Source organism: Halorussus sp. AFM4 (assembly GCF_051194995.1).
In the GTDB taxonomy this organism is placed as follows: domain Archaea; phylum Halobacteriota; class Halobacteria; order Halobacteriales; family Haladaptataceae; genus Halorussus.
In genome coordinates this window covers 922,267-946,381 of the sequence record NZ_JBNTJT010000002.1, presented here as the reverse complement: position 1 = coordinate 946,381, position 24,115 = coordinate 922,267, and the positions used below count along the sequence as shown (strand labels likewise).

At 70.5% G+C, this 24,115-nt stretch carries 30 protein-coding genes; 19 read left to right on the top strand and 11 right to left on the bottom strand.

Going from position 1 to position 24,115, the window contains the following annotated elements:
• The first annotated feature begins 88 nt into the window (after positions 1 to 88).
• The gene (locus ACQUQF_RS12905; RefSeq protein WP_435179441.1) at positions 89 to 655 is read left to right on the top strand and encodes a plastocyanin/azurin family copper-binding protein; all 567 of its coding nucleotides are present in this window, start codon (positions 89 to 91) and stop codon (positions 653 to 655) included.
• Between the two features lie 88 nt (positions 656 to 743).
• Here ACQUQF_RS12905 and ACQUQF_RS12900 read toward each other — a convergent pair whose 3' ends face one another.
• The 3 genes from ACQUQF_RS12900 to ACQUQF_RS12890 form a co-directional block, all read right to left on the bottom strand.
• Positions 744 to 1,274: a type II toxin-antitoxin system RatA family toxin gene (locus ACQUQF_RS12900; protein WP_435179438.1), complete on the bottom strand. Its 531-nt coding sequence runs from the start codon at positions 1,272 to 1,274 to the stop codon at positions 744 to 746.
• Positions 1,275 to 1,380: 106 nt separating this feature from the next.
• On the bottom strand, positions 1,381 to 1,731 hold the full coding sequence (locus ACQUQF_RS12895) for a hypothetical protein (protein ID WP_435179436.1): 351 nt from the start codon (positions 1,729 to 1,731) through the stop codon (positions 1,381 to 1,383).
• 35 nt (positions 1,732 to 1,766) lie between these two features.
• Entirely contained in the window at positions 1,767 to 1,988 is a 222-nt protein-coding gene (locus ACQUQF_RS12890) for a hypothetical protein (protein WP_435179433.1), read from the bottom strand.
• A gap of 162 nt (positions 1,989 to 2,150) precedes the next feature.
• Between ACQUQF_RS12890 and ACQUQF_RS12885 the strand changes: the two genes are divergently transcribed.
• On the top strand, positions 2,151 to 2,525 hold the full coding sequence (locus ACQUQF_RS12885) for a hypothetical protein (RefSeq protein ID WP_435179431.1): 375 nt from the start codon (positions 2,151 to 2,153) through the stop codon (positions 2,523 to 2,525).
• Between the two features lie 13 nt (positions 2,526 to 2,538).
• Here the strand turns inward: ACQUQF_RS12885 and ACQUQF_RS12880 are convergent, their stop codons facing one another.
• Entirely contained in the window at positions 2,539 to 3,711 is a 1,173-nt protein-coding gene (locus ACQUQF_RS12880) for an NAD(P)/FAD-dependent oxidoreductase (protein WP_435179428.1), read from the bottom strand.
• A 71-nt stretch (positions 3,712 to 3,782) separates the two neighbouring features.
• Complete coding sequence (gene mvaD, locus ACQUQF_RS12875; RefSeq protein WP_435179425.1) at positions 3,783 to 4,766, bottom strand: phosphomevalonate decarboxylase MvaD; 984 nt, start codon at positions 4,764 to 4,766, stop codon at positions 3,783 to 3,785.
• A gap of 165 nt (positions 4,767 to 4,931) precedes the next feature.
• On the opposite strand from mvaD, the gene nth reads away from it, so the two are divergent.
• On the top strand, positions 4,932 to 5,621 hold the full coding sequence (gene nth / locus ACQUQF_RS12870) for an endonuclease III (protein WP_435179422.1): 690 nt from the start codon (positions 4,932 to 4,934) through the stop codon (positions 5,619 to 5,621).
• 49 nt (positions 5,622 to 5,670) lie between these two features.
• Here the strand turns inward: nth and ACQUQF_RS12865 are convergent, their stop codons facing one another.
• Positions 5,671 to 6,153, bottom strand: a complete 483-nt coding sequence (locus ACQUQF_RS12865; protein ID WP_435179419.1) for a DUF7321 family protein — start codon at positions 6,151 to 6,153, stop codon at positions 5,671 to 5,673.
• Positions 6,154 to 6,282: 129 nt separating this feature from the next.
• On the opposite strand from ACQUQF_RS12865, the gene ACQUQF_RS12860 reads away from it, so the two are divergent.
• The 8 genes from ACQUQF_RS12860 to ACQUQF_RS12825 all read left to right on the top strand — a co-directional run bounded on the left by ACQUQF_RS12860 (position 6,283) and on the right by ACQUQF_RS12825 (position 11,439).
• The gene (locus ACQUQF_RS12860) at positions 6,283 to 7,278 is read left to right on the top strand and encodes a DUF7319 domain-containing protein (protein WP_435179416.1); all 996 of its coding nucleotides are present in this window, start codon (positions 6,283 to 6,285) and stop codon (positions 7,276 to 7,278) included.
• Positions 7,279 to 7,363: 85 nt separating this feature from the next.
• A complete protein-coding gene (locus ACQUQF_RS12855) occupies positions 7,364 to 8,023 on the top strand; it encodes a plastocyanin/azurin family copper-binding protein (protein WP_435179413.1) in 660 nt (219 codons plus the stop codon).
• 2 nt (positions 8,024 to 8,025) lie between these two features.
• Positions 8,026 to 8,412, top strand: a complete 387-nt coding sequence (locus ACQUQF_RS12850) for a DUF7318 family protein (RefSeq protein ID WP_435179410.1) — start codon at positions 8,026 to 8,028, stop codon at positions 8,410 to 8,412.
• Between the two features lie 2 nt (positions 8,413 to 8,414).
• Positions 8,415 to 9,266 (top strand): ubiquinol-cytochrome c reductase iron-sulfur subunit, encoded by an 852-nt coding sequence (locus ACQUQF_RS12845; RefSeq protein ID WP_435179408.1) that lies wholly within the window; start codon positions 8,415 to 8,417, stop codon positions 9,264 to 9,266.
• A gap of 1 nt (position 9,267) precedes the next feature.
• A complete protein-coding gene (locus ACQUQF_RS12840) occupies positions 9,268 to 10,071 on the top strand; it encodes a cytochrome b (RefSeq protein ID WP_435179405.1) in 804 nt (267 codons plus the stop codon).
• A gap of 3 nt (positions 10,072 to 10,074) precedes the next feature.
• Complete coding sequence (locus tag ACQUQF_RS12835; RefSeq protein ID WP_435179402.1) at positions 10,075 to 10,854, top strand: cytochrome bc complex cytochrome b subunit; 780 nt, start codon at positions 10,075 to 10,077, stop codon at positions 10,852 to 10,854.
• A 23-nt stretch (positions 10,855 to 10,877) separates the two neighbouring features.
• The gene (locus ACQUQF_RS12830; RefSeq protein ID WP_435179400.1) at positions 10,878 to 11,192 is read left to right on the top strand and encodes a DUF7315 family membrane protein; all 315 of its coding nucleotides are present in this window, start codon (positions 10,878 to 10,880) and stop codon (positions 11,190 to 11,192) included.
• Positions 11,185 to 11,439, top strand: a complete 255-nt coding sequence (locus tag ACQUQF_RS12825; RefSeq protein WP_435179397.1) for a DUF7314 family protein — start codon at positions 11,185 to 11,187, stop codon at positions 11,437 to 11,439. The genes ACQUQF_RS12830 and ACQUQF_RS12825 overlap by 8 nt, the downstream gene beginning before the upstream one ends.
• Positions 11,440 to 11,893: 454 nt before the next feature.
• Here ACQUQF_RS12825 and ACQUQF_RS12820 read toward each other — a convergent pair whose 3' ends face one another.
• The 4 genes from ACQUQF_RS12820 to ACQUQF_RS12805 all read right to left on the bottom strand — a co-directional run bounded on the left by ACQUQF_RS12820 (position 11,894) and on the right by ACQUQF_RS12805 (position 15,189).
• Positions 11,894 to 12,334, bottom strand: a complete 441-nt coding sequence (locus ACQUQF_RS12820) for a DUF7313 family protein (protein WP_435179394.1) — start codon at positions 12,332 to 12,334, stop codon at positions 11,894 to 11,896.
• Positions 12,335 to 12,466: 132 nt separating this feature from the next.
• Positions 12,467 to 13,222 (bottom strand): ATP-NAD kinase, encoded by a 756-nt coding sequence (locus ACQUQF_RS12815; protein ID WP_435179392.1) that lies wholly within the window; start codon positions 13,220 to 13,222, stop codon positions 12,467 to 12,469.
• Between the two features lie 93 nt (positions 13,223 to 13,315).
• The gene (locus ACQUQF_RS12810; protein ID WP_435179390.1) at positions 13,316 to 13,801 is read right to left on the bottom strand and encodes a hypothetical protein; all 486 of its coding nucleotides are present in this window, start codon (positions 13,799 to 13,801) and stop codon (positions 13,316 to 13,318) included.
• Positions 13,802 to 13,878: 77 nt separating this feature from the next.
• Entirely contained in the window at positions 13,879 to 15,189 is a 1,311-nt protein-coding gene (locus ACQUQF_RS12805) for a M28 family peptidase (RefSeq protein ID WP_435179388.1), read from the bottom strand.
• 209 nt (positions 15,190 to 15,398) lie between these two features.
• Between ACQUQF_RS12805 and pdhA the strand changes: the two genes are divergently transcribed.
• The 3 genes from pdhA (at position 15,399) to ACQUQF_RS12790 (ending at position 18,309) form a co-directional block, all read left to right on the top strand.
• Positions 15,399 to 16,469, top strand: a complete 1,071-nt coding sequence (gene pdhA / locus ACQUQF_RS12800) for a pyruvate dehydrogenase (acetyl-transferring) E1 component subunit alpha (protein ID WP_435179386.1) — start codon at positions 15,399 to 15,401, stop codon at positions 16,467 to 16,469.
• A gap of 163 nt (positions 16,470 to 16,632) precedes the next feature.
• Positions 16,633 to 17,490: a cytochrome c oxidase subunit 3 gene (locus ACQUQF_RS12795; protein ID WP_435179384.1), complete on the top strand. Its 858-nt coding sequence runs from the start codon at positions 16,633 to 16,635 to the stop codon at positions 17,488 to 17,490.
• A gap of 60 nt (positions 17,491 to 17,550) precedes the next feature.
• Positions 17,551 to 18,309, top strand: coding sequence for a class I SAM-dependent methyltransferase (locus tag ACQUQF_RS12790; protein ID WP_435179382.1), 759 nt, complete (start codon positions 17,551 to 17,553; stop codon positions 18,307 to 18,309).
• A gap of 238 nt (positions 18,310 to 18,547) precedes the next feature.
• Here the strand turns inward: ACQUQF_RS12790 and coxB are convergent, their stop codons facing one another.
• Positions 18,548 to 19,267: a cytochrome c oxidase subunit II gene (coxB, locus tag ACQUQF_RS12785; protein ID WP_435179380.1), complete on the bottom strand. Its 720-nt coding sequence runs from the start codon at positions 19,265 to 19,267 to the stop codon at positions 18,548 to 18,550.
• A gap of 169 nt (positions 19,268 to 19,436) precedes the next feature.
• On the opposite strand from coxB, the gene cyoE reads away from it, so the two are divergent.
• From cyoE to ACQUQF_RS12760, 5 genes are all read left to right on the top strand, one after another.
• Positions 19,437 to 20,810, top strand: a complete 1,374-nt coding sequence (gene cyoE, locus ACQUQF_RS12780; RefSeq protein WP_435179530.1) for a heme o synthase — start codon at positions 19,437 to 19,439, stop codon at positions 20,808 to 20,810.
• Positions 20,811 to 20,845: 35 nt separating this feature from the next.
• Positions 20,846 to 21,517, top strand: coding sequence for a DUF7546 family protein (locus ACQUQF_RS12775; protein ID WP_435179378.1), 672 nt, complete (start codon positions 20,846 to 20,848; stop codon positions 21,515 to 21,517).
• An 81-nt stretch (positions 21,518 to 21,598) separates the two neighbouring features.
• Positions 21,599 to 22,228 (top strand): SHOCT domain-containing protein, encoded by a 630-nt coding sequence (locus tag ACQUQF_RS12770; protein ID WP_435179376.1) that lies wholly within the window; start codon positions 21,599 to 21,601, stop codon positions 22,226 to 22,228.
• Between the two features lie 42 nt (positions 22,229 to 22,270).
• The gene (locus ACQUQF_RS12765; RefSeq protein WP_435179374.1) at positions 22,271 to 23,263 is read left to right on the top strand and encodes an ABC transporter ATP-binding protein; all 993 of its coding nucleotides are present in this window, start codon (positions 22,271 to 22,273) and stop codon (positions 23,261 to 23,263) included.
• Complete coding sequence (locus ACQUQF_RS12760) at positions 23,260 to 24,060, top strand: ABC transporter permease (RefSeq protein ID WP_435179372.1); 801 nt, start codon at positions 23,260 to 23,262, stop codon at positions 24,058 to 24,060. Before ACQUQF_RS12765 ends, ACQUQF_RS12760 begins: the two co-directional genes overlap by 4 nt.
• The last annotated feature ends 55 nt before the right edge of the window (positions 24,061 to 24,115 follow it).

Below are 24,115 nucleotides of genomic sequence, written 5' to 3'. Positions count from 1 at the left end.
CAGCGCCGGAGGCGCGAGGACACCCGACGACGAAAAAAGGTGGGGTTGTATCGAAAGTATAGAGTACCCGCCGTCGCAACTTCCACGCATGAGCACGGAAGGAAGCGAGTCGGTCACGCGGCGCGGGTTCATGCGGGCCGCAACCGGGACCGCGGCCGCCGCCGGGGCGGCCGGTACCGCTGCGGCGCAGGAAGAGGGCGGCGGTGGCGGCGGCGCGACCAAGGAAGTCGCCGTCGGTCCGGGCGGGAGCCTGGTGTACGAGCCCGCCGAGATCACGATCGCGCCCGGGACGACGGTGAAGTGGGTCTGGGAGTCGGACAACCACAACATCGTGGTCGAGAGCCAGCCCGACGGGGCGAACTGGCAGGGGACGCCAGGTGCGCCGAGCAAGACGTACAACACCGGCTACGAGTACTCCCACACCTTCGAGACCCTCGGCACCTACGAGTACTTCTGTCAGCCTCACAAGACGGCCGGTATGGTCGGCACCGTCGTCGTCCAGGAGGGCGGCGCCCAGACCGGCGGCGGCGGTCCCGCCATCCCGAGCAGCGCCAAGACCCTCGGCATCGCCACGACGGCCGCGCTGGTGTTCACGCTCGGCCTCGCCTACTTCTTCATGAAGTACGGCGGCGACTACGGCCAGATCGAGGAGTAACGCGCTCCGATGCTTCTCGGTTCGCCGACCCCGTAGCGACGGGTTCGGCCGTCCGATCCCGTCGTCGCGGCGTCGCGACGCTGCGGGGTCAGATCGTGTCGGGCGAGTCGTGGAGTGTCAGCTCCACCTCGCGGCGCTCGCCCTCGAGGTCCTCGACGATGCGGGCGACGACCCGCTGGGCCTCCTTCAGGACGAGCGGTCGCACCTTGTCGATGACCCAGTCGAGCGAGACGAGCCGCGGCAGGTCCAGCATGTCCGAACTCGCCGAGTCGGCGTCGAACTCGATGATCAGCCGGACCCGCGAGGCGGCCTCGCGGTCGGGCGGGGCCTCGTCGGGCTCGGCTTCGACCACCCACTCGCCGTGGGCGCGGAGGTCCTTGGTGATGCGCCACGCGATGCGCTCGGGCGGGTCGAAGTCCGTCACCTCCGACCGGACGACGTAGCTCAGCTTCCACCACTGGAGGTGGATGTCGTACTCGGTGCCGGGCCCGCCGTCGCCGTGGCGGGTCACCCGGTCGAGGTGCTCGGAGTAGTCGGCGTACCCCTCGAAGTCGGCGAGGAACTCGTAGGCCTCCTCGGGCGACACGTAGACGACGGTGCTGAGTTCGACGCTGTCCACGCGCCGAGGTTGGGCCGAACCCGGCGTAAAACTTCCGGCGGGCGCGCTCTGTCCGGAATCCGACCGCGCCGTGGCGGAGGACCGCCCCGCCGACGCCGGCGATCCGTCACGCCTCCTCGATGGTGTCGAGCACGCGCTGGGAGAGCTCCACGTCCGAGAGCTCGCCCCGGTCGTGGGCGACCAGCCACTCCTCGTCGGCCCGCCACGTCCCGCGGCGGTTCCCGTCGAGGTCCGCGACCGTTCCCCGCACGTTTGTCGGCTCCCACTCCCCGTCCGCCTGGAGGTCGAGCAGCCGGTTGAGCACCCGGCCGACCTCGCGGTGGGGGACGCCGTCGCCCGGCGCGGCCGTCTCGTAGTCGACCCGCAGCGTCCCGCCGTCGGCTTCGAGGGCGGTGACGTAGACGCCGTGGCTCATCAGGCGCTGTTCGAGCCGCTCGCGGAGCTCTTGCTGGTCCATACCGGGTCGTGGGTCGCGACGCGGGTAAACCCTGGCTACCAGAAGTCGTGAGAGTCCCGCGGCGCGACGCAGTTGCAGGTCACGGTCGGGTCGAGCACCTCGTCGACCGGCATTGCTTCGCCGCACTCGGTACAGACGACGCTCGCGTCCTCACCGTGGCGGTACAGCCGCAGCGCGTGGGCGCCGATCACCGCTCCGGCGGCGAGTCCGACCGCCCCCGCGAGCGCCTTGTCCATCAGCGCAGTCTCGCGTGCCATGCGCTCCCGAGGACGGCCCACAAACTTAAACCCACTGACGGCGGAAAACCAACAGAATCCCGCCGGTCCGAGAACGTGGCACCCCGCTGTCACCGCCGCCCGGCGACCCGTCCGACCGCCAGACGCCACCTATAAATGGTCTCTCGAATCAGGTAGGCACACATGGTAGGGTTCCTGAACTACCTCATCGGTTTCGTGGTGAGCCTCCTCATCGGCGCGTTCGGCATCTACGTCGGCGCGCGCGTCATCGCCGACCGGGACGACTACGAGTACGCGATCCTCACCGCGCTCGTCGGGGCGGTGGTGTGGTGGCTGGTCGCCGGCCTGTTCAGCATCCTCCCGCTGGTGGGCGGTCTGCTCGGCTCGGTGTTCGGCCTGCTCGCGTGGGTGTACGTCATCAACGCCCGCTACCCGGGCGGCTGGGGGAGCGCCATCGGCATCGCGCTGGTCGCCTACGTGACGGTCTGGGTCGTGCTGGTGGTGCTGAGCATGCTGGACATCCTCGCGTCGGGCGCGCTCGGCGTCCCCGGCCTCTGACCGCCCTCGCCTTCTACCGCTCGTAGCCGAGTTCCTCGCTCACGAGGTCCGCGGCGTTGCGTATCGCGCCCACCGACGAGAGGTATCCCGCGCCGACGGTGGTCTTCAGCGCCCTCGCGGCCCGGCCCGTCAGCACCGTCGGGCCGACCTGGGCGACCGCGCCGTCGCCGACCGACACCAGCCACCCCGGCGAGTCGAACGCGAAGCGGTCGGGTCGGGGCTCGAAGACGCCGCCGCCCTCGCGGTCGTACTCGACGAGCCTGGCGATGCTGTCGGCGACGGCGCGGGCCTCCCGGACCGCGGCCTGGGCGCTGGCCGGGACGGGTTCGCCGTCGGCGTCGACCACGCGGGCGGCGTCGCCCACGACGAAGGTGCCGTCGCCGAGCCGCATGGTGTTGTTCACCTCGGGGCGCTCACCATCGAGCGCGTCCGGGCCGCGGATGCCGCCGGTCCAGACGAACTGGTCGTAGGCGAGTCGCTCGCCGGAGCCGAGTTCGACGGCCTCCTCGTCGGCCGCGGCGACCGCGGTGCGGGTCCGGACCTCGACGTCGCGGGCCTCGAGCTGGTCGCGGACCGCCGACTGGAAGTTCTCGGGGAACGAGGGCGCGACGCTGTCGAACTGCTCGAGCAGGGTTATCGTCACCGCGTCGCGGGCGCCCTCCTCGCGGGCGAAGGCGGCGAGCTCGCCGGCGACCTGCACGCCCGAGAGGCCCGCGCCGCCGACCACGACCCGGGCGGAGGAGTTTTCGTTTTCGCCCGCCTGCCCGGCCTCCAGCGCGTCGAGGAAGTCCGCGCGGATGCGCTCGGCGTGGTCGAGCGTCTTGAGCGGCGCGGCGTGCTCCTCGACGCCCGGCAGGTCGTAGAACGCGGTCTCGGCGCCGAGACAGACCGCGCAGTAGTCGTAGTCGACTCGTTCGCCAGAGGAGAGGGTGAACGTACCTGCGTCGGGGTCGACGTCGGCGACCTCCGCCTCCCGGACCTCCGCCCGGTCCAGCACGTCGTCGAGGTCGACCGCGATGTCGTCGGCCAGCGACGGCCGGCGGACCACCCGGTGGAGCTCGTGCTGGACCAGGTGGCGACCGGTGCGCTCGACCACCAGGACGTCGGCGTCGTCGGGGAGGTTGCGCTCCAGCTTTCGGGCGAGGGTCAGGCCCGCGTAGCCCGCGCCCAGGACGGCGACTCTCATCCCGTGACGGTACGGCGCCTGCGGGCTTAGAAGTGGGGGACGGGCGGTCCGTTCGTCGGGGGAGCCGGCGTTCAGAACAGGGCGTCGCTCTCAGGGAGGACCTCGGCCGGGCCGCCGACCTCCCAGACCATCGTTTCCACGCCGCAGTCCGCGACGACCTCCTCGACGCGGTCGGCGTGCTCGGCGGTGGTGTTGACGTAGACGCTCGCGCCCGTGTCGGTCGAGAAGTACGCCGGCACGTCCTCCTCCTCGCGGAGCTCGCGCACCGCGTCGAAGATCTCCAGGGTGGCGGGCTTCCAGTAGACCCAGCCGGCCGGGCCGGTCATCGTCGTGGCCGCCAGCGACAGCGAGTCGTGCTCGGCGGTCTCGAAGACCCGGCGGAAGTCGCCCTCGCGGAGCGCGTCGCGCACCTCCGCGAGCTGCTCGTGGATGTGGGCGAGCCGGGCCTCGAACATGTGGCTGTCGGCGGCCTCGCGGTGGGCGTGCTCGGTCTCCTTGTACGCGGGCACCAGCCCCGCTACGATGCGGAGGTCGTCTTCCAGCGGGCTGTCGAGGCGCTCGGAGCGGCAGTCCTCGTCGTTGAGGCCGGTGTGGAGGTCCGAGAACCCGCCGGTGACCGCGCGGGCCGCCGACGATGACCCCCGGCGCGCGACGGTCGAGATCTCGGGCCGGGAGAGCTCGAGGTCGGCGGCCTCGCAGAGCGCGGTCGCGGCCGCGGCGAACCCCGACGACGAGGAGCCCAGCCCCACGTTCGACGGGAAGGAGTTCTCGCTCTCCAGCCGGACGGGGTGCTCGGCGTGGTCGGCGTCGGCCAGTTCGCGCACGCGCGACACGACGTTCATAACTCGGTCGGCCTCGTGGTCCGCCAGCTCCTCGCCGTCCACGACGAACGTGTCCGAGTCGAGGTCGGGGTCGAACTCGACGGTGGTCCTCGTGTGGCTCGGCGCGGTGCAGACGCTGATGGAGTCGTGGTACGGGAGCCGCAGCTCCTCGTCGCGCATCCCGTGGTACTTGACCAGGCCCTGGATCGGGTGGGCCTTCGCGGTCGCCTTCATGCGTGGAACGCGGCGGTTCGGGCCGATAAAACTCCCGGTACCGCCCCACCGTCGCGGGACGGCGGGTGCGGGTCCCGTTCGCTGCGGCGCCGTCGGCCGCCACCGCCGACGACCGCGGCGACCGAAGCCGAATGGCTCAAACCCCTGCCACTCCACGGTTCGGGCATGGGAGACCCACTCGACACGCGGCAGGCGCAGGCCGAGACGGTCATCGACCGGCTCTCCGAGGAGTACCCCGACGCCACCATCTCGCTCAACTTCTCGAACCGGCTCGAACTCCTCGTCGCGGTGATGCTGTCGGCCCAGTGCACCGACGAGCGCGTGAACCAGGAGACCGAGCACCTCTTCGAGAAGTACGAGACGGTCGAGGACTACGCGAACGCCGACGTCGACGAACTCTCCGAGGACATCGGCTCCATCACCTACCACAACAGCAAGGCCGACTACATCAAGTCCTCGGCCCAGACGATGCTGGAGGAGCACGACGGCGAGGTGCCCGACACGATGGAGGGGCTGACCGACCTGAAGGGCGTCGGCCGCAAGACCGCCAACGTCGTCCTCCAGCACGGCCACGACATCGTCGAGGGAATCGTGGTCGACACCCACGTCCAGCGGCTCTCCCGACGGCTCGGCATCACCGAGGAGGAGCGCCCCGAGGCCATCGAGGAGGACCTGTTCGACGTGGTCCCGAAGGAGCACTGGCAGCAGTACACCCACCTCATGATCAGCCACGGCCGGGCGACCTGCACCGCGCGCAACCCCGACTGCGACGACTGCGTGGTCGAGGACCTCTGCCCGTCCTCGAAACTCGACCACGAGGTCGACCTCGCCAGCGGCGAGCCGTGGGACGCCTGACCGCCGGGCGACCCAGCAGATTCACGCGTCGGCCGGTGCGGGACGACACTCAGTACAGCACGTACCGCAGGAAGAACCGCACCATCCCGATGACCCACGCCAGCAGCCAGAACAGCACGTAGCCGGCGACCCCGACGCGGAGCCGGCCGCGCCACGCGCCCATGTTCTCGTGGAGGTCGTCGATCTCCACGTCGCGGTCGGCGTCGGCGTACAGGTCGTGGCGGTACTTGACCTGGAAGATCCGGACGATGCCCGTCAGCGCGACGATGAGCATCGCGTACGCCTGCAGGCCCAGGAAGGCGTGGAGGGCGGCGAACCCGCCGAGCTGGTCGAGGAACCGCGGCGCCATCCAGGTCACCACCGGGACCGTCGTGAGCAGCAGCCCCACCGTGATGAACTTGAGGTGGTGGAGCAGCACGGCCCAGGTCACCACCTCCTGGTCGAGGATGTACCACGCGCCGTAGAGGTAGAACGGCAGGCTGGCGGTGACGACCAGGGCGACCGCGGCCGCGACCAGGGTCTCGCTCGCCATGCGCGGCGGTTGGGAGCGCGGTGTGTTAAGGCGTCCGGAAGCGCCGCGGCCGCGATCCGGCCGGTGACGACCGCCGGTCGCGAACGAACGTCGGGGCGCTTATACCGCTACGACTCTGACTTTCGAGCCATGACCGACGCCTCGGACGACCGGGCGGGCGACTCGGCCGGGGACGGCGCGGCGGCCCCGGACGACGCCGAGACGCGAGACGGGGACGGCCCGGAACCGCGCGACCCGGCGGCGCCCGCCGGCGCAGACCGCGGCGAGCCCCCGGCCGACGCGGACCGCGAGCGACCCTCCCCCGAGGAGGTCGAGGAGAAGTACGACTTCGAGAACTTCGGCCCCCGCGACATGGCCGAGATGAGCTACGAGGAGTGGGAGGTCGCGTTCGACCACGACTCGTGGATCACCGGCGACGCCCTGCTCGACCGGGTGGAGGCCGACCTCAAGAGCCGGGTCGCCGACCGCGACGTGTTCGCGGTGGTCGAGCGCATCGAGCGGGACGGGGAGTCACAGCTGCTCGCGTACTCCGACGAGGGGTACGCCGTGGTCTACCCCGACGGCTCCGTCGAGGGAAGCGGCACCGTGCTCCGGGACGTAAAGCCCTCGGTCGCGCTGTCGTCGATGGAGAGCTACGAGGTGCCCGAGATGCCCGAGGGCGACGTGCTCCCCGACCCCGCCGAGGTGCCGGAGGGCTCGGGCAAGCTCGGCAACCAGCTGATGCAGGTGGTCGCCGGGGTCCACGTGCTCGCCGGAATCGCGCTGTTCGCGGCGTGGATCGCGATGGGGCTGCCCCTGGTGGCCGCGGTGGCCGCGTTCGGCTTCGCCATCTTCGGCGTGTTCGTCTTCCTGCTGGTGGCCAACGCCCGGCTCTCCGACCGGTTCCGGGCCGAGGAGTACCGCAACCGGCTCCGGGCGGTCGGCCTCGAGGACGACGAGCGCCCCGAGTTCCTGCCCGGCGAGGGCGGCGACGCCGCGCCGGGCGACGCGGTCGAGTCGTCGCCGGGCGAAGACGACGACGCGTTCCCGGACGAGGGCGGCGAATCGCTCTCCGGCGACGGGGGCGGCCGGTCGGGCGGGGCGGCCGGCACCGGGGTCTCGTCGGCGTCCGACGGCCGGAAGTAGGCCGATTATCGGCGCGTCGGCCGCCCAGACCCCGTTACGGCAGCATCGGTGGCTTTAAGCGATTCCTGTCCTGACTTTCATCCGTATGAAGAGGCGGGACTTTCTGACGGCAGCAACCGGTGTTGCGGGCGGCGCCGGGGCGGGCACAGCGGCCGCCGCGGCCCAGGAGACGACGACCACGTCGTCCGGCAACGCCACTGCCTCCGGAAACACGACCACGACCGCCGCCAACGGGACGACCACGAGCGGAGGCGCGTCCGGCGGCGGCGGTCCCACGAAAGAGGTGATAGTCGGTCCCGGCGGGAGCCTGGTGTTCGAGCCCGCCGAGATCACGATCGCGCCAGGGACGACGGTGAAGTGGGTCTGGGAGTCGGACAACCACAACGTGGTCCCCGAGAGCCAGCCCGAAGGGGCGAACTGGGAGGGGACGCCGGGTGCGCCCAGCAAGACGTACAACACGGGTTACGAGTACTCCCACACCTTCGAGACCACCGGGACCTACGAGTACTTCTGCCAGCCCCACAAGACCGCCGGCATGGTCGGCACCGTCGTCGTCCAGGAGGGCGGCGCCCAGACCGGCGGCGGTGGCGGCGGGGGCGAGGCGAACCCCGAGCACATGGGCGTCCCGTTCCAGGCCCACTTCGTCGGCCTGGCGACGCTGCTGATGATGGTGGTCTCGCTCATCTACACGTTCTTCCTCCTGAAGTACGGCGAATCACCCCACGCGAGCGGGAGTAACAGGTAACCATGTCATCGACAGGCTCAACCTACGGCGACATCCACCGCTACGAACCGGCCCGCGAGAGCACGGCAGCGGCCATCGCCATCGTCCTGCTGACGGTGGTGGAGGTCGTGTTCGTCGGACTGTTCACCTACGGACTGGTGAGCGGCTGGGGGTACAGCGAGATCGGCAACATGTACCTCGGGTTCGTGCTCGCGATCATCTTCATCGACCTCGCGTTCATCCTCCTGCTGTACCGCAAGGAGTTCCTCCCGGACGTGATGATCGTCAAAAAGCGCCGTCGCAAGTGGGAGGACCTCTACGTCCGCGAGGAGCAGCAGTACGGCACCGAGACCCTCGGTGACGCGTGGGACCAGGTCAAGCGCGCAGTCTACCCGTATTACAAGCGATAACCATGTCCGCAGAAGACGACAAGTACCCAGACAGCACAGGTCGACGCCGCTTCGTCAAGGGCGTCGTCGGCAGCGCATCGCTGGCAGGCGTCGGGACGGCAGCCGCGGCCGGCATCAACTCCGCCACCTCGCCCACGGGCGCCGGCGGCGGTATCCGGCAGTTCATGGCGATGGAGAACACCGCGGGGCCCGCCCCGCGCGGCATGCCCCAGATCCCGGTCGAGATCGACTCGGAGGGGTACCTCAAGGGCGTCTGGCCCGAGGTGAAGACGGTCACCCAGCAGGGCCGCGAGGTCAAGGTCGCCGAGATGGAGCTCGGCGGGGTGACCTACTCCAGCGAGTGGTTCCAGTACTGCGGCGTCCAGACCTACCCCGGCGTCCAGCCCGAGGCCGACCAGGACAACTACTTCCGCTACAGCGGGAACGCGAAGTTCGAGTGGCAGAACGAGGAGGTCGAGGAAGGCGCCAAGATCCACGTCGACGACTTCTCGGACTACGAGACCTGGGGCAACGGCATCGGCAAGGCGGGCCTCGGCAAGCCCGCACAAGGGACCTGGCGCTCCCAGGACGTCCCGCCCAGCGGCACGATGCCGGTCCAGGTCATCCGCAGCACGCGGATCGAGGAGATGGCCAAGGACAACGAGTGGCTCAAGGCGAGCACCCAGGAGGGGTTCATCGCCAACCTGAACAAATGCACGCACTTTTGTTGCGTGCCGTCGTTCAAGGGACTGGCGGGGTCGAAGGTGGCGAACGCACAGGACAAGATCTACTGCCAGTGCCACCAGTCGGTGTACGACCCGTTCAGCATCGTGAAGAAATCGTTCGTCGCGCTCCCGCGTCCGGAGGACGACTAACATGAGCATCGAACGCAAAGACGAGTACGACCACGGCGAGTGGATGCAGGAGAAGGAGCTCACGCCGGTAGAGACGACGTTCCTCACGACGCTCATCTGGCTGGACAAGCGCTTCCGCATCGTCGACTACCTCGAGATCCTCGAGACCCTGTACTACAGGGTCAACATGCAGATGCCGAAGAGCCACACCGAGCAGTACAACCTCGACAACAAGTTCTGGTACTGGTACCCGCTGTACGCGCTCGGTAGCTTCTCGACCATCGCCTACGTCGTCGCCGCGCTGAGCGGCGCGCTGCTCGGGTTCTACTACGCGCCCGGGACGGTGTCGGCGTCGGGCGAGGCGTCGCTGGCGTACAACCAGCTGGCGTTCATCATGACCGAGCTGAACTTCGGGTTCATGCTCCGGTCCATCCACCGGTGGGCCGCCCAGGTGATGGTCGCGGCGGTGTTCCTCCACATGCTCCGGGTGTACTTCACCGGGGCGTACAAGGAGCCCCGCGAGCTCAACTGGATCCTCGGCATCATCCTCATCAGCCTGACGATGGTGTTCGGGTACTCGGGCTACCTGCTGACCTGGGACCAGCTGGCGTTCTGGGCCAGCCAGATCGGCGTCGAGATGAGCCTCTCGATCCCGCTCATCGGCGAGTGGGTCGCCCAGCTGGTGTTCGGCGGGTTCAGTCCCGGCGCCGCGACGCTCCAGCGGATGTACATCATGCACGTGTTCCTGCTCCCGTTCGTGGTCACGACCCTCATCGCGGTCCACATCGCGATCGTCTGGATCCAGGGCATCGCGGAACCCCACTAAACCATGTCAGACGAACAAGCCAAAACCGACGGCAGCGGCGACGCACAGACGGATGGCGGCGGGACCGGCATCGTTCCGCCGGACGACGAGACCCCGACGTGGCGCGAGCGCAAGGAGCGCACCCAGGGGCTCTCGCGGCTCACCTACGAGTACTTCGAGCGCGCCCGGCGCGAGGACCAGGACCTCCGCCAGGAGTCCAGCTACGTCGAGCGCGACGTGCTGGCGTTCCCGGTGTGGCCCCACGAGATGATCCGCAACCTCTCGCTGACGAGCTTCTTCGTCGGCATGATCATCTTCCTGGCGGCGACGCTGCCGCCGCACCTCGGCGCGCCCGCCGACCCGAGCTCGACCCCGGCGGTCATCCTGCCGGACTGGTACCTCTACTGGTCGTTCGGCCTGCTGAAGCTCGGCCCGCTCAACCCCGAGCTGGCGATCCTGGGCGGCGAGAAGCTGATGTCCGACCGCGCGTACGGCGTCGTCGCCAACATCGTCGTGGTCGGGTTCATCGCCATCGTCCCGTTCCTGAACAAGGGCAGCGCCCGGCGGCCGGTCGAGCAGCCGTTCTGGGCCGCGGTCGGGATGGCCGGCTTCATCTTCGCGTGGACCATCAGCCTGGTGTCCATCAAGAACCTCGTCCCCATCAACGCCCACCTGCTGTTCGACCTGGCGTTCCTCCTGCCCGTCGTCGGGGCGACCATCACGTACGCGGTGCTCCGGTCGATGCGCGAGGGGTACATGTTCGACCTCAACCGGCGGTACTACCGGCTCCGGCCGCCGAAGTGACGCCGTAGCGACTCTCCCTTCTCATGGACTCGAGTACCGACGACACCGACGGGGAGTCCGGCGCCCGCGAGGTCGTGGTGCCGCTCCAGCTCTACAAGATCGTGACGGTGTTCTCGACCATGTTCGCCGTGGCGTTCGTCGTCGGCGGGTTCATCGTCCTCGACACCGCGACCCAGCGCGCGACGCTCTCGCTGTCGGAGATCGACCTGCCGCTGGCGATCCTCGGCGTGGCGATGATCGCCGCCGGCGCGACGGTGTACGCCTTCGCGACCCGGTTCCGCGCCGAGGGAATGGGAAAACCTAAAGACGGCTCCGACGAACCTTCGAACAATGGCTGACGAATTCATCAAGGGACTGGCGATCGCGACGGGCGGCGGCCTGCTCTGGATGGTGCTGTCGGGCTGGTACACCACGCCCGGCTTCGAGGAGGCCCAGCTCTGGGGCGAGATCCCCGGCAACCTCGACACCTACGGCCAGGTGTCCATCGCGCTCCGCGAGGTGCTCGCCTGGTTCATCATCCTCGGCGTCCTGGCGTTCTGGGTCGTCATCCCCGCGATCGAGCAGCTCCGCAGCGCCCGGTCGTAGACCGACGCCGCGTCGCGATTGCGGCCACAGCCGTTCCCTTCTGCGGTTCTCGTCCCGCGGCGATAGTCACCGATCCGTTCCCGGACCCCGAGCCGTCGGCTCGGGCCCATCGGGTCGTCGCGACGGTCCGGAGCTCTCCCGTCTCGTCCGCCGAGCCCGACTGCCGTTCGCCTCCGGTACGACGGCCGGCGACATCATCCCCGCGGAGCGGGCCTCCTGCCGGAAGTGCGTCCTTCGGCTACTGGCCGCCTGCGACAGCCCGCGACGCGTCGCGCCGTCGCGGTGACGCCGTCGAGACGCCGTGTGACGACCCCGGTTGGGCAGCGCGAACGGGGAGGCCCACCGTCGCGGGTCCCGCTGACGCGGCGTCAGAAGCAGCGACTGCTGTGGTAGTTTCGCTGTGAACGCGACCGCGAGCGGAATCGGAGAATCGAGAGCGGAGCGACGACCGGGTTCAGATGACCGCGTTCCACCACTGGTCGACGAGGAAGAACAGGCTGATGTAGCTCGCGTAGAGCAGCACCACGAACGACGCGGTTATCGACCCCTTGGGGCTGGTGAGCTCCTCGTCGCGCCGGAGCTCGACCTCCTTGGCCTCGAACTCGAAGAAGTCGGTGATGAACAGTCCGAGGACCAGCGTCGAGAGCACCATGCCGGCGTGGTGGTGGAGCGTCAGGAAGTAGAACGACCCGAGCACGAGGAGGACGTTCGACAGCTCGTGGAGCCAGTTGCGGTCGAGCTGTTCCTCGTGGTCCTCGCTCCGCGCCTGCTTGCGGTAGTCCCGGTACGCCCACCAGCGCGTGCCCATGTTGACCAACACGAGCGCGAACACCACGTACTCTATGGGGCCCGCGAGGATCGCGTCGACCGGACCGAACAGTGACAGCGGTTCCATACACGATAATCGGAAAGGCGACGTATTATATCCTTTCCATTGGCGCTCTCGCCACCGCCTCCGCGCCCTCTTGGCCGGGGGACCGCTCGGCCGAAAGCGACTCGCGAGAGGCCGCGTCGCGCCCGTCGACGGTTACCGCTCGAAGAACGGCGGGCTCTCGGCGACGCGAACGAGGTCGAGCCGGCCGTCCTCGCGGACCGCGACCGGCGTGTGCGGCGGCACCTCGCGGACCGCCTCGTCGTCGAGCAGCAGCGACACCGCGCCCTCGTCGCGCTCGACCGTGAGTTCGACCGGCCGGTCGGTCGACACCACCCAGTGGTCGACGTTCACCGCGAACGGCGCGACCGGGACGACCCCGACCACGCCCGACGCGGGTTCGAGCAGCGGGCCGCCGGCGCTCCGGCCGTAGCCGTGGCTGCCGGTCGGCGTCGAGACCACCACGCCGTCGGCGCGGAACCGCCCGACCCGCTCGTTCCTGGACCGGACGGCGTACTCCGAGATGCGGGCGGGTTCGGTCGTCACCAGCATCGCGTCGGCCAGCGCGCGCCCGGCGCGCTCCCCGCCGACCGAGACCCCCAGGACCGCCCGGGGCTCGGTCTCGAACTCGCCCGCGACCAGGGCGTCGATCGCTGGCCCGGGGTCGGCGCCGTCGGTCGCGGCGTCCGCGGCGATGCCGCCGTAGCCGGGCCCGGCGTCGACGGGCAGGACCGGCGCGTCGACGCCCGCCCGGACCAGCGCCAGCAGGGCCGACTCGCCGACCGCGACGACCGCGTCGGGGTCGGCCGCCGCCACCTCGGTCGCGGGACCCTCGGCGACCGCGGCGTCGGTCGCGACCGCCTCGCGGACGCGGTCGGCGAGCGCGCCCTCGCCAACGATTCCGAGCGTCATCCCGGTTCGGCCTCCTCGGCGTTCGCGCTACCCATTGGTACCACCTTGCGCCGCCACCCGTGAAAAGGATACGGAGTCGGCGCGGGCGGGGGCTCAGCAGGGCGAGACCTCGTCGCCGTCGACCCGCCGGACCGCGTCGGCGGTGACGACGTAGCGCGCGGTCGACGCGAGGTCGGCCTCCGTCCGGTCGGTCGAGTAGGAGTAGGGGTGGTGGACCTCGACGCGGACCCCGTCGGCGGTCCGGTCGGTGACCGTCGCGCGCTCGCTCGACGTCGTCGGGGTCGTCCCCCAATTTTGCAGGCAGGACGCCTCGCGGAGCCGGTCCTTCAGGTACCGCTCCTCGGCGGCGAGCGCACGTTTCTTCGCCTCGGCGTCGGAGACCACGCCGGCCGGAATCGGCGTCGGATCGGCGGTCGTCGCGTTCGGACCGGTGCCGCCCGACGCGACTTCGGTCGCGGTCGCCGGCCCCGAGTCGTCGGTCGGGTCCGCGGGGAGGCTTCCGAGACAGCCGGCCGCGCCGACGCCGAGACCGGTCGCGCAGCACGCGAGCACGGTCCTTCGGGAGTACGTGGAGGGCATCGGCCGCCGGTTCTCGGGTCGCCGGTAAGTGTCTTCTGTCGAGAGAACAGGGAGGGATGCGGTCCGGCGCGCCGCGACTACTCGTCGTAGGGCCAGTCGCCGATGATCTTCATCCCCTCGGCCTGGTCCTCGGCCTCGAGTGCGGCCGCGATCTCCTCGGGGTCCTTGTGGTCGACCGCGAACTCGTCGCTCGCGAGCCGGACCGTCAGCTCCGTGAGCAGGACGGCCTGCTCGCGGAGGTCCCGGACCTCGAGCTTGTCGAGCGTGTCGGCGTAGGTGTGGCCCCACCCGCGGCCCTCGTCGCCGGTCTCGCTCATGACGTGGTAGCCCGGCACGCCCCACTGGACGTAGGGCCAGTGGTCGCTGTGGGGCCCCTGCTCGGGGATGGTCGTCACCGGGTGACCGAGGTCGTCGGCGACCGCTTCGGCCGCCTCGTCGAGCGCGTCGAAGCCGTGGGTGTAGAACGAGAGCGTCCGGCCCCGGACCACGCCGTCGTTGTTCACGATGGCCTTGATTGCGTCCCTGTCGCGCTCCTCGGCGTCGCGGCCCGACCCGACCAGCCCGACCTCCTCGGCGCCGTACGCGATGAAGTGGACCCTCGTGTCGAGTTCGTCCTCGCGGGCGGCCAGCGCCTTCGCCATCTCGACGACCATCGCCGTGCCGGCCCCGTTGTCCATCGCGCCCTCGGCGATGTCGTGGGCGTCGACGTGGCTGGTCACCAGCACCTCCTCGTCGGTGTCCGGCCCGAGTTCGGCGTGGACGTTCTGGCTGGTCGCGTCGTGGACGTCCGCCTCGACCGCCACCTCGATCTCTTCGCCCTCCCAGCGGCGCGCGAGTCGGGCGCCGACCTCCTTGCTGACGCCCACCGCCGGGACGTCGCCGATGGGGTCCTCGTCGGTGCCGACGCTGCCCGTCGGCGGGAGACACCCCTCGACGTGGTTCCGGAAGACGAACCCGGCCGCGCCGGCCTCGACGGCGTGGTAGTACTTCTCCCGGCGGTGGACGAACCGGTCGTAGTAGTCGGGGACGTTCGAGGCGGCCATCACCACCTTCCCGTCGAGGTCCGCGTCCTCGAAGTCCTCGGGCAGGCCGTGGCCGAGGTCCACGAGTTCGCCCGCCGCCGCCTCGGCCGGACTCCGCGGGAGCGCGATGCAGTCCTGGACCGTGCCGCCGGCCCGGACCGCGCTGTCGCCGCGACTCCAGCCCTGCACGTCGAACTCCGCCAGCCGGACGTTCCGGGCGCCGACGCGGTCGAGCGCGTCGCGGACCAGTTCCGCGGCCTCGCGCTCGCCCTCGCTGCCGGCCATCCGGTCGCCGACGTCGACGAGCGATTCGAGGAGGTTCCACCCGGCGTCGCTCGTGAACGTCTCGCCGATCCACTGTGTCATACCACCGCATGAACTCGGCGACGGCGTAAGTTTTTCGAATCGAAAAGGTCCGGCGATTCGTCACTCGAACCGGGGTCCCGCCGACGAGTCGTAGAAGATTCCGGGAGCGTCTTTTAAAGACGGCGAACAGTCTACGACATTTTGGACCCCCAACAATACTTTATAACGATGGAGGCACATTTTGCCATAGACGGTCGGTGATCGACGACATGGCAATACAGGCACCCGACGTGACCCGCGTGGTCGAACCGGACGGTACCGTCGACGAGCGAACGGTCCCGGACCTCACAGAGTCGGCGGCGACCGACCTCTACCGGCTCCAGGTACTCGCTCGGACCTTCGACGAGAAGGCCGTAAAGCTCCACCGCCAGGGCCGCATCGGGACGTACGCGCCCCTCCAGGGCCAGGAGGCCGCCCAGGTCGGCGCGGCCTTCGCGCTCTCGGCGGACGACTACTGCTTCCCGACGTACCGGGACCACGCGATGTACCTCACGCGGGGCCTCGAACTCGAGGACGTGCTCGTCTACCTGCTCGGCGAGGGCAACTACGTGGACCGCGAGGACCCGGAGGGCCTCCGGACGTTCCCGCCGACCATCCCCATCGCGACCCAGCTCCCCCACGCGGTCGGCACAAGCATGGCGGCCGACTACCGGGGCGACGACTGCGCGAGCCTCGTCAGCTTCGGCGACGGCGCGACCAGCGAGGGCGACTTCCACGAGGGGATGAACGTCGCCGGCGTCTTCGACGCCCCCACGGTGTTCTTCTGTCAGAACAACCAGTGGGCCATCTCGGTCCCCCGCGAGCGCCAGACCGCCTCCGCGACCATCGCCCAGAAGGCCGACGCGTACGGCTTCGAGGGCGTCCGCGTCGACGGCAACGACGTGCTGGCGGTGTACGGCGCGGTCCGTGACGCCCTCGACGCCGCGAAGGCCGGCGAGGGGCCGCGGCTCATCGAGGCGGTCACCTACCGGCGGGGCGCCCACACCACCACCGACGACCCCTCGAAGTACCGCGACGACGACGAGGTCGAGGAGTGGCAGCGCAGGGATCCGCTCGAGCGCACCCGCGACTACCTCGAAGCGGCCCACGACTGGTCCGACGACGACGAGCGGGAGCTCCGGGAGTGGGCTGACGATCGGGTCGCCGAGGCGGTCGTGAACGTCGAGGACCGCACCGGCACGGACGTCGACGACATCTTCGAGCACGTCTACGCCCGGACACCCGAAACGCTGCGGCGCCAGCGCCGGCGGGTCGTCGACGAGCCGGAGGTCGACCGGTAGGAACGGTTGTCCGGTAGTCGGCGGAGAGCGAGCGGTCGGCGCTGGCGAGCGAGGAATCGGCACCGGCGGGCGAGCAGTCGATACCGGCGCCGCGTCGCGGGGTCGCGTCGCCACGCGGACGCGTTCAGGTGGCTTTTTACTATTCGACCCGCAAGGTCCGGGTATGACAGTAGCGGACGACTCAACGGAAGAGCACGGCCACCACCTGCCGGCCGTCGAGGACTGGCCGCGCGGGTTCGGCGAGGCGAGCTGGTGGCCCTTCGTCACCGCGCTGGGCGGCGCGGGCATCTACGTCGGGGCCGCCCTGTTCCTGCTCGGGCGGGGCCAGCAGCCCGTCGTGAACCCCATCTACGGGCCGGTGACGTTCGTCGGGGCCGTCACCCTGTTCCTGGTGGGACTGTACGGGTGGACCTACCACGCGTTCGTCAAGGCGTTCTGGTCGAGCGAGGGCCACGGCGGCAGCGCGCTCAAGTGGGGGATGGTACTGTTCCTCGGCTCCGAACTGGCGACGTTCGGCGCCGGGTTCGCCTACTACTTCTGGATCCGGCTCGAGGCGTGGCCGCCGTCGGGGGCCGAGCTCCCCCACCTGCTGGGGTCGCTGGTGCTCATCAACACCGCGCTGCTGGTGCTGTCCAGCATCACGCTCCACTGGGCCCACGTCGAGCTCCGGAAGAACAACCGCCGGAACTTCCTCGTCGGACTCGCGGCGACGCTGGTGCTGGGCATCGTCTTCATCGGCGGCCAGATCCTGGAGTACTACGAGTTCATCCAGCACGAGGGCTTCACGCTCGCGTCGGGCATCTTCGGCAGCGCCTTCTACGCGCTGACCGGCCTCCACGGCCTCCACGTCTCGATGGGCGCGGTGCTGCTCGGTATCGTGTTCGTCCGCGCGCTGTACGGGCAGTACACCGCCGACCGCGAGCTTTCGGTCACGACGGTCTCGATGTACTGGCACTTCGTCGACGCGGTCTGGATCTTCCTCGTCGTCGTGCTGTACGCCGGCGCCCAGATCACGGTCTGAACCGCCGAACCGCGGCCTCCACTCGGGGCTTTTTCTGCGCCCGGCCCGTCGGACCGACCGATGGGGCCGAACTACAACTTCGGTGCGTACCACTGGCGCCGCCGCTTCCGCCGCATCGCCGCGGCGCTCGCGCTCGCGGCGGCGAGCCTCCTCCTGTGGCGCCGCGGTCGCCGCGGTCGCCCGGTCGCCGCCCTTCTGGCACTCGCGGCCGCGATCCGTGGCTACGGCCCGGTGAAGCGACTCCTCTCGCCGCCGCCGTGGGCCCTGGAGCGGGATAAGTACGACGCGCTGGGCCGGGCGCTCCCCCTCGCCGACGCCGACCTCGTCGTCGACGTGGGCTGTGGCACCGGCCGCTCGCTGGTCGGACTCGCCCCGTGGCTCCCCGACGACTGCACCGTTGTCGGGCTCGACGTGTTCGACTCCCGGATCATCCTCGGCAACGGGCCCGCCCTCGCCCGCCGGAACGCGGCGCGGGCCGGCCTCGACGTCGCGGCCGTGGCGGGCGACGCGAGCGGGCTCCCCCTCGGCGACGACAGCGCGGACGCGGTCACGGCCTGCCGCGTCCTCCACGACCTCCCGCGGGCCGACGCCGAGCACGCGCTGGCCGAGGCCCGCCGCGCGTGTCGGCCCGACGGCCGGCTCGGCGTCCTGGAGCTCCCGCTGACCCACGGCGTCGACGCCGACCCGGTGAGCTACTGGACCCGGCTGGTCGGGGACGCGGGGTTCGACGTCCGGCGGGCCGAGCCCATCGCCCGCGACGGCGGCGAGACCGAGTACGTGGTCGTGGTCGCCGAACCCGACCCGACGGCCGACGGATAGCTCGCTCGCAGACTGTCGACGGAGGCGGCTCGCTCGACCGGAACCGAGAGTCCCGGTTGCGGAGCGAGGGACGCCGACCGAGTCGCGTTGCGGAGCGCGATTCGGGTGGAAGGGGAGACCGTCCTCGGAGGCCGCGGCGGGGAGCGGAGTTCGGACGGAAGAGCGGACTCCGAGCGAGTTCGCTGGGACCGACCGAGAGAAAAGGAAGCGGCGTCGAGCGGGACGGAGCGGACGTCCGTCAGCTCGAACTGTTGCCCTGCTGCTCGTCGAGCCAGTCCTGGTACTCCTCCTGGGTCACGACCTGGACCTCGCCGAGCATCTTCGAGTGGCCCACGCCGCAGTACTCCGCACAGTAGAGCTGGTAGGTGCCGAGGCTGGTGGGCTTGGTCTTGATGGTGTTGTGGGTGCCGGGGACGGCGTCCTGCTTCAGCCCGAGCTCGGGCACGTGGAGGGCGTGCAGCCAGTCCTTCGACGTCACGTGGAGGTAGACGTTCTTCCCCCGCGGCAGGACCAGCGTCCCGGTCGTCGAGACGTTGGCGTCCTCGTAGTTGTAGTTCCAGAGGTACTTCTGGCCGACGACCTCGACCTCGACGGCCTCCTCGCTCGGCGAGTAGGCCTCCTCGGGCTTCGCGACGTACTCGTTGGCCATCACGCCGTAGGAGGCGTACCCGACGACCAGCAGGACCAGCGCGGTGGCGATGGTCCACGAGATCTCGAGCCGTCGGTTCTCCTTGGTCGGCTTGGGATCGTCGTTCTTCCGGTACTTCCACACCGTGTAGACGAGGATGCCCTCGACCAGCACCGTGATGGGTATCGCCATGTACAGCAGCTGGGTGTTCAGCGACTGTATCAGCGCCTCCGTGGTGGAGTCGTACCCCTGCGCGAGCGCCGGGTCGGCGAACAGGGCGAGCCCCGCGATCCCCAGTAGCGTTGCGAACGCTGTCCGCTTTGAACTCATGCTGGTGGGAATTTGGGACGAGACTCATAAATACCTACTGACTTCCCGATTCGGGTGCCGGGGACGACGGGCCGCCCGCCCCGCGATTCGGTTCTTCTAAATACGACGAGTCCCCACAACTGACTAGGAGATTCGCGTGACCGGACACACGTCTCGGCGGTTCGTCACGATGCTCGCCGCCACGGCGCTGGGCGTCTACCTGCTGGTGGTGGTCGGCGCGACCACGGCGCTGACCGACGCCGCGGCCGCCTGCCCGACGTGGCCCGCGTGCAACGGTCGCTGGCTGGTCCCGCTCGACCGGCCCATGCTCGCGGTCGCGTGGGGCCACCGGGTCGCCGCGCTGGTCGTCGGGCTCGCGCTCGCGGTCACCACCGGGCTCGCGTGGACGACCGGCGCCGACCGCCGGGTCCGGGCCGCGCTCACGTCGTCGTCGGTGCTCTACCCGGCGCAGGTCGCGCTCGGCGCGTTCGCCGCGACCGCCGCCACGCCAGCGCTGCTGTCGGCCGTCCACCTCGTCGGCGGCATGGCCATCTTCGGCGGCATCGTCGTGGCGCTGGCGTGGACGCTCGAACCCGAGACGTTCGACGAGCCGGCCGGCATCGCCGACCCCGAGGAGGTCCCCGACGCCGCGGAACCGACCCCCGCGGCGACTGCCGACCGGCCCGACGGCCCGCTGGCCCGGGCGAAGCGGACCGCGTTCGCCTACTTCCGGCTGATGAAGCCCCGGCTGATGTGGCTGCTCTGCCTCGTCGCCTCCGCCGGGATGGCGCTGGCGGCCGGGCCGGCCCTGGAGGTCGAGACGGTGCTGGCCACCCTCACGGGCGGCGTGCTCTCGATCGGCGCCTCTGGGACGTTCAACCACGTCCTCGAACGCGACGTCGACAGGAAGATGAACCGGACCGCCGACCGGCCCGCCGCGACCGACCGGATCCCGGTCCGGAACGCGGTCGCCTTCGGCCTCGCGCTGGCCGCGCTCTCGCTGGTCGCGTTCCTGACGGTGAACGTGCTGGCGGCCGCGCTCGGGATGTTCGCCATCCTGTTCTACAGCGTCATCTACACGCTGGTGCTCAAGCCAAACACCGTCCAGAACACGGTCATCGGCGGGTTCGCCGGCGCGCTGCCCGCGCTCATCGGCGGGGCCGCGGTCACGGGCGAGATCGGCCTGCCGGCGGTCGTGCTGGCCGGGGTCATCTTCCTGTGGACGCCCGCCCACTTCTACAACCTCGCGCTGGCGTACAAGGACGACTACGCCCGCGGGGGCTTCCCGATGATGCCCGTGGTCCGGGGCGAGGCCGTCACCCGCAAGCACATCCTGCTGTACCTCGGCGCGACCCTGCTGGCGGCGGGCCTGCTGTCGGCGGTCACCTCGCTCGGCCTGCTGTACGCCGGGACGAGCGTCGCCTTCGGCGGCGTGTTCCTCTGGACGGTCGTCCGGCTCCACCGCGAGCGGACCGAGCGGGCCGCGTTCCGGTCGTTCCACGCCTCGAACGCCTACCTCGGCGCGCTGCTGCTGGCGATCGTCGCCGACGCGCTGGTGTTCTGACCCCCACAGGAGCCCTCCAACGCCCGATCCAGACCATGACACGAACGCTCGGCTTCGACGTCGGTCGACTCCGCCCGAGCCGCGGCGCCCTGCTGTGGGGCGGGCTGCTGATCAACACCGAGCTCATCCTGACGTTCGCGTACCTGCTGCTCGCGGACGTGACCGTGACCGAGTGGCGCTACCTCGTCTTCCCGTTCGTCTGGCTCAACGTCAGCGCGTGGGCGCTGGTCCGGACCGACCCCGACGCCCGGTCGCGGCGGGACCGCTACGTCGCGGCGGCCATCGCGGTCGGCTACTTCGCGCTGCTGACATACGTCGGCGGTCTGATCTCGCTCGGCGGCCACCACGCGCTGGGCTGGCGGGTCGCGTGGCTCCCGCCGGGCTGGGGCCCGGCGCTGCTGTACACCGGGTCGGCGGTCGAGCTCTCGCTGATGCCGTACAAGCTCGTGGGCTATCTGACCCTGGCGTACCTGGTCTACGACACGGTGCTCGAGACCGCGGGGTCGGCGGTGTCGGGGCTGCTCGGCCTGGTCTCGTGCGTCAGCTGCACCTGGCCGGTCGTCGCCTCGCTGGCGGCCGGCCTCGCCGGGAGCGGCACCGCGGTCGCGGCCGCGGCCAGCGAGTGGTCCTACACCCTCGGGACGGCCGCGTTCGTCCTCACGGTCGCGCTGCTGCGGTGGCGCCCCTCCTTCGGCCGGTGGTTCTGACCGCCGCCCGGCCGGGATTATTTTTCCTGATAACGTCGGACAACTATAATTGGCTCGGCGTCAGACGTTCGTCTGACGACCATGTCCTCGCCCGGCGACGACGCTAGACGGTTCGCCGCGATGCTGGCCGACCGCGCCGACCACCCGTCGGTCACGGCCGACCGGCTGGCGGGCGCGGCCGACGGCGTCGCGGACCTCGAATCGGCGCTCGTCACCCACCTCGCGGACGGCGAGCGCCCGAAGTTCTGCTTCGAGGCCGCCCCGGAGGGCGTCGGCCTCGGCGACCCCGAGGCCACAGTCGACCCCGAGCGCGGCGGCGTCTACCTGTTCACCGACCTGCGGGTGTACCTCCAGCTGGGCGTCGACGACGCCGGCGACAAGTCGCTGAGCCTCCCGTACGGTGACATCGACGGCGTCGATCACCGCGACGGGCCGCAGCGCCACCGCATCGACCTGTCGGTCGACGACGCGGCGTACCACCTCTGGATTCCCGGCCGGTTCGACGCCGACGGCGTGGCCCGGGCCGCCGAGTACGCGACCTACCGCCGGACGGCCGAGAATCCCGACACCGGCGGCGTCGACGGCCCGGAGGCCGACCACCAGACCGTCGGGGAGCGGCTCCGCCGGCTCGGCGACGCCCACTCGCGGGGGCTCATCTCCACCGAGGAGTTCGAGCGCCGGAAGCAGCGCCTCAAGGAGTACGACGAGTAGCGAATCGAACGGCTTACCAGCCGACCGCCACAATCTCCGCCCATGAGCGAGGTACTCGTCGCCGAGGACCTCCGGAAGACCTACGGCGACGCGACGGCGCTCGACGGCGTCTCGCTGTCGGTCGGCGAGGGCGAGGTGTTCGCGCTCATCGGGCCGAACGGTGCCGGCAAGACCACGCTGGTCCGGTCGCTGACCGGGACGACCGACCCGGACGCCGGGACGGTGTCGGTGTTCGGCACCGACCCGGCGTCGGTCGACCGCCAGCGGCTCGGCCTGCTCCCCCAGTCGTTCGACCCGCCCGAGCGGCTCACCGCGCGCGAACTGGTCGAGTACTACGCCGGCCTCTACGACGAGGCCCGCGACCCGGAGGCGGTGCTCGCGGAGGTCGGGATGGACGGCGACGACGGGACCTGGTACGAGAACCTCTCGGGCGGCCAGCGCCGCCGGACCTGCGTCGGCACCGCCCTGGTCAACGATCCGGACCTGCTCTTCCTCGACGAGCCCACCACCGGCATCGACCCCGCGGGCCGGCGGGCGCTCTGGACCCTGATCGAGGACCTGGCCGACCGCGGGACCACGGTGTTCCTCACCACCCACTACATGGAGGAGGCCCAGCGGCTCGCCGACCGGGTGGCGCTGCTGGCCGACGGCGAGGTCACGGCGGTCGGCACGCCCGCGAACCTCGTGGCCGAGCACGGCGGCCGGACCCGGGTCGAGGTCGAGACCGGGGGCGACGGAGCCGCCGCGGTCGAGGCGCTCGCCGGCACCGACTTCGAGGCCGAGGCGACCGACGAGGGGCTGGTCGTCGCGGGCGTCGCCCCCGAGGACATCGGCGGCGTGGTCGAGGCCCTGAACGAGGCGGGGGTCGCCTACGAGTCGCTGACCTGGACGGAGCCCGACCTCGAGGACGCGTTCCTCCGGCTGACCGGCCGGTCGGTCGCGGGCGGCACGGACGCCGCGGTCGGCCGGGAGAGCGACCTCGACGGCCGGCCCGAAAGCGAGGAGGACGCCGCCCTCGCGGGAGGTGAGCGATGACCGCCGCGGGACGGGTCCGGGCGGAGGCCAGCGCGGCGTGGCGGTCGTTCACCCGCCGCCGGACCGCGGTGTTCTTCACGTTCTTCTTTCCGGTCATCCTCATCCTCATCTTCGCGGTGCTGGTCCAGACCAACCCCGGCGGGGGCGGGCTGTTCGCCCAGCCGCCGGGCTACTACCTGCCGGGCTACCTCGCGGTCGTGGTGCTGTTCACGCCGCTGTCGCGGGTCGGCTCGGAGGTGGCGCGCCACCGCGAGGGCAACCGGTTCGAGAAGCTGGCGACCACGCCGCTGGGCCGGGCCGAGTGGCTGCTGGCCCACACGCTGGTCAACGTCGCCATCATCGGCATCGCGGGGCTGCTCATCCTCGGGCTGATGGCGCTGGTCACCGGCACCGCGAGCCTCGCGCTCGGCCCTGCGACCCTCGCGCTCGTCGCGGCGTTCGTCGCGTTCGCTGTCGCGCTGTTCTGCGGCTTCGGCGCGGTGCTCGGCGGGCTGGCCGACTCCCAGGACGGGGTCATCGCCGCGAGCAACACCGTCGCGCTCCCCCTGCTGTTCCTCTCGGACACCTTCGTCTCGCCGGGGCTGCTGCCGGCGTGGTTCCGGCCCGCGATGAACCTCTCGCCGCTGACCTACTTCGCCCGGGGCGTCCGGGACCTGACCTACCGGCCCGGCGCTGTCGGTGCCGACGCATCGAGCGTCGGGTCGCTCGCGGGCTGGGAGGCCAATCTCGCGGTGCTGGTGGTCCTCACGCTCGTCTTCTTCGCGGCCGGGGCGTACGCGATTCCGCGGACGGACTGAGCGGAGTCGGTCGACTGGGTGTCCTCGGTGTCGTCCTTGCGCGCCCGATCTGATT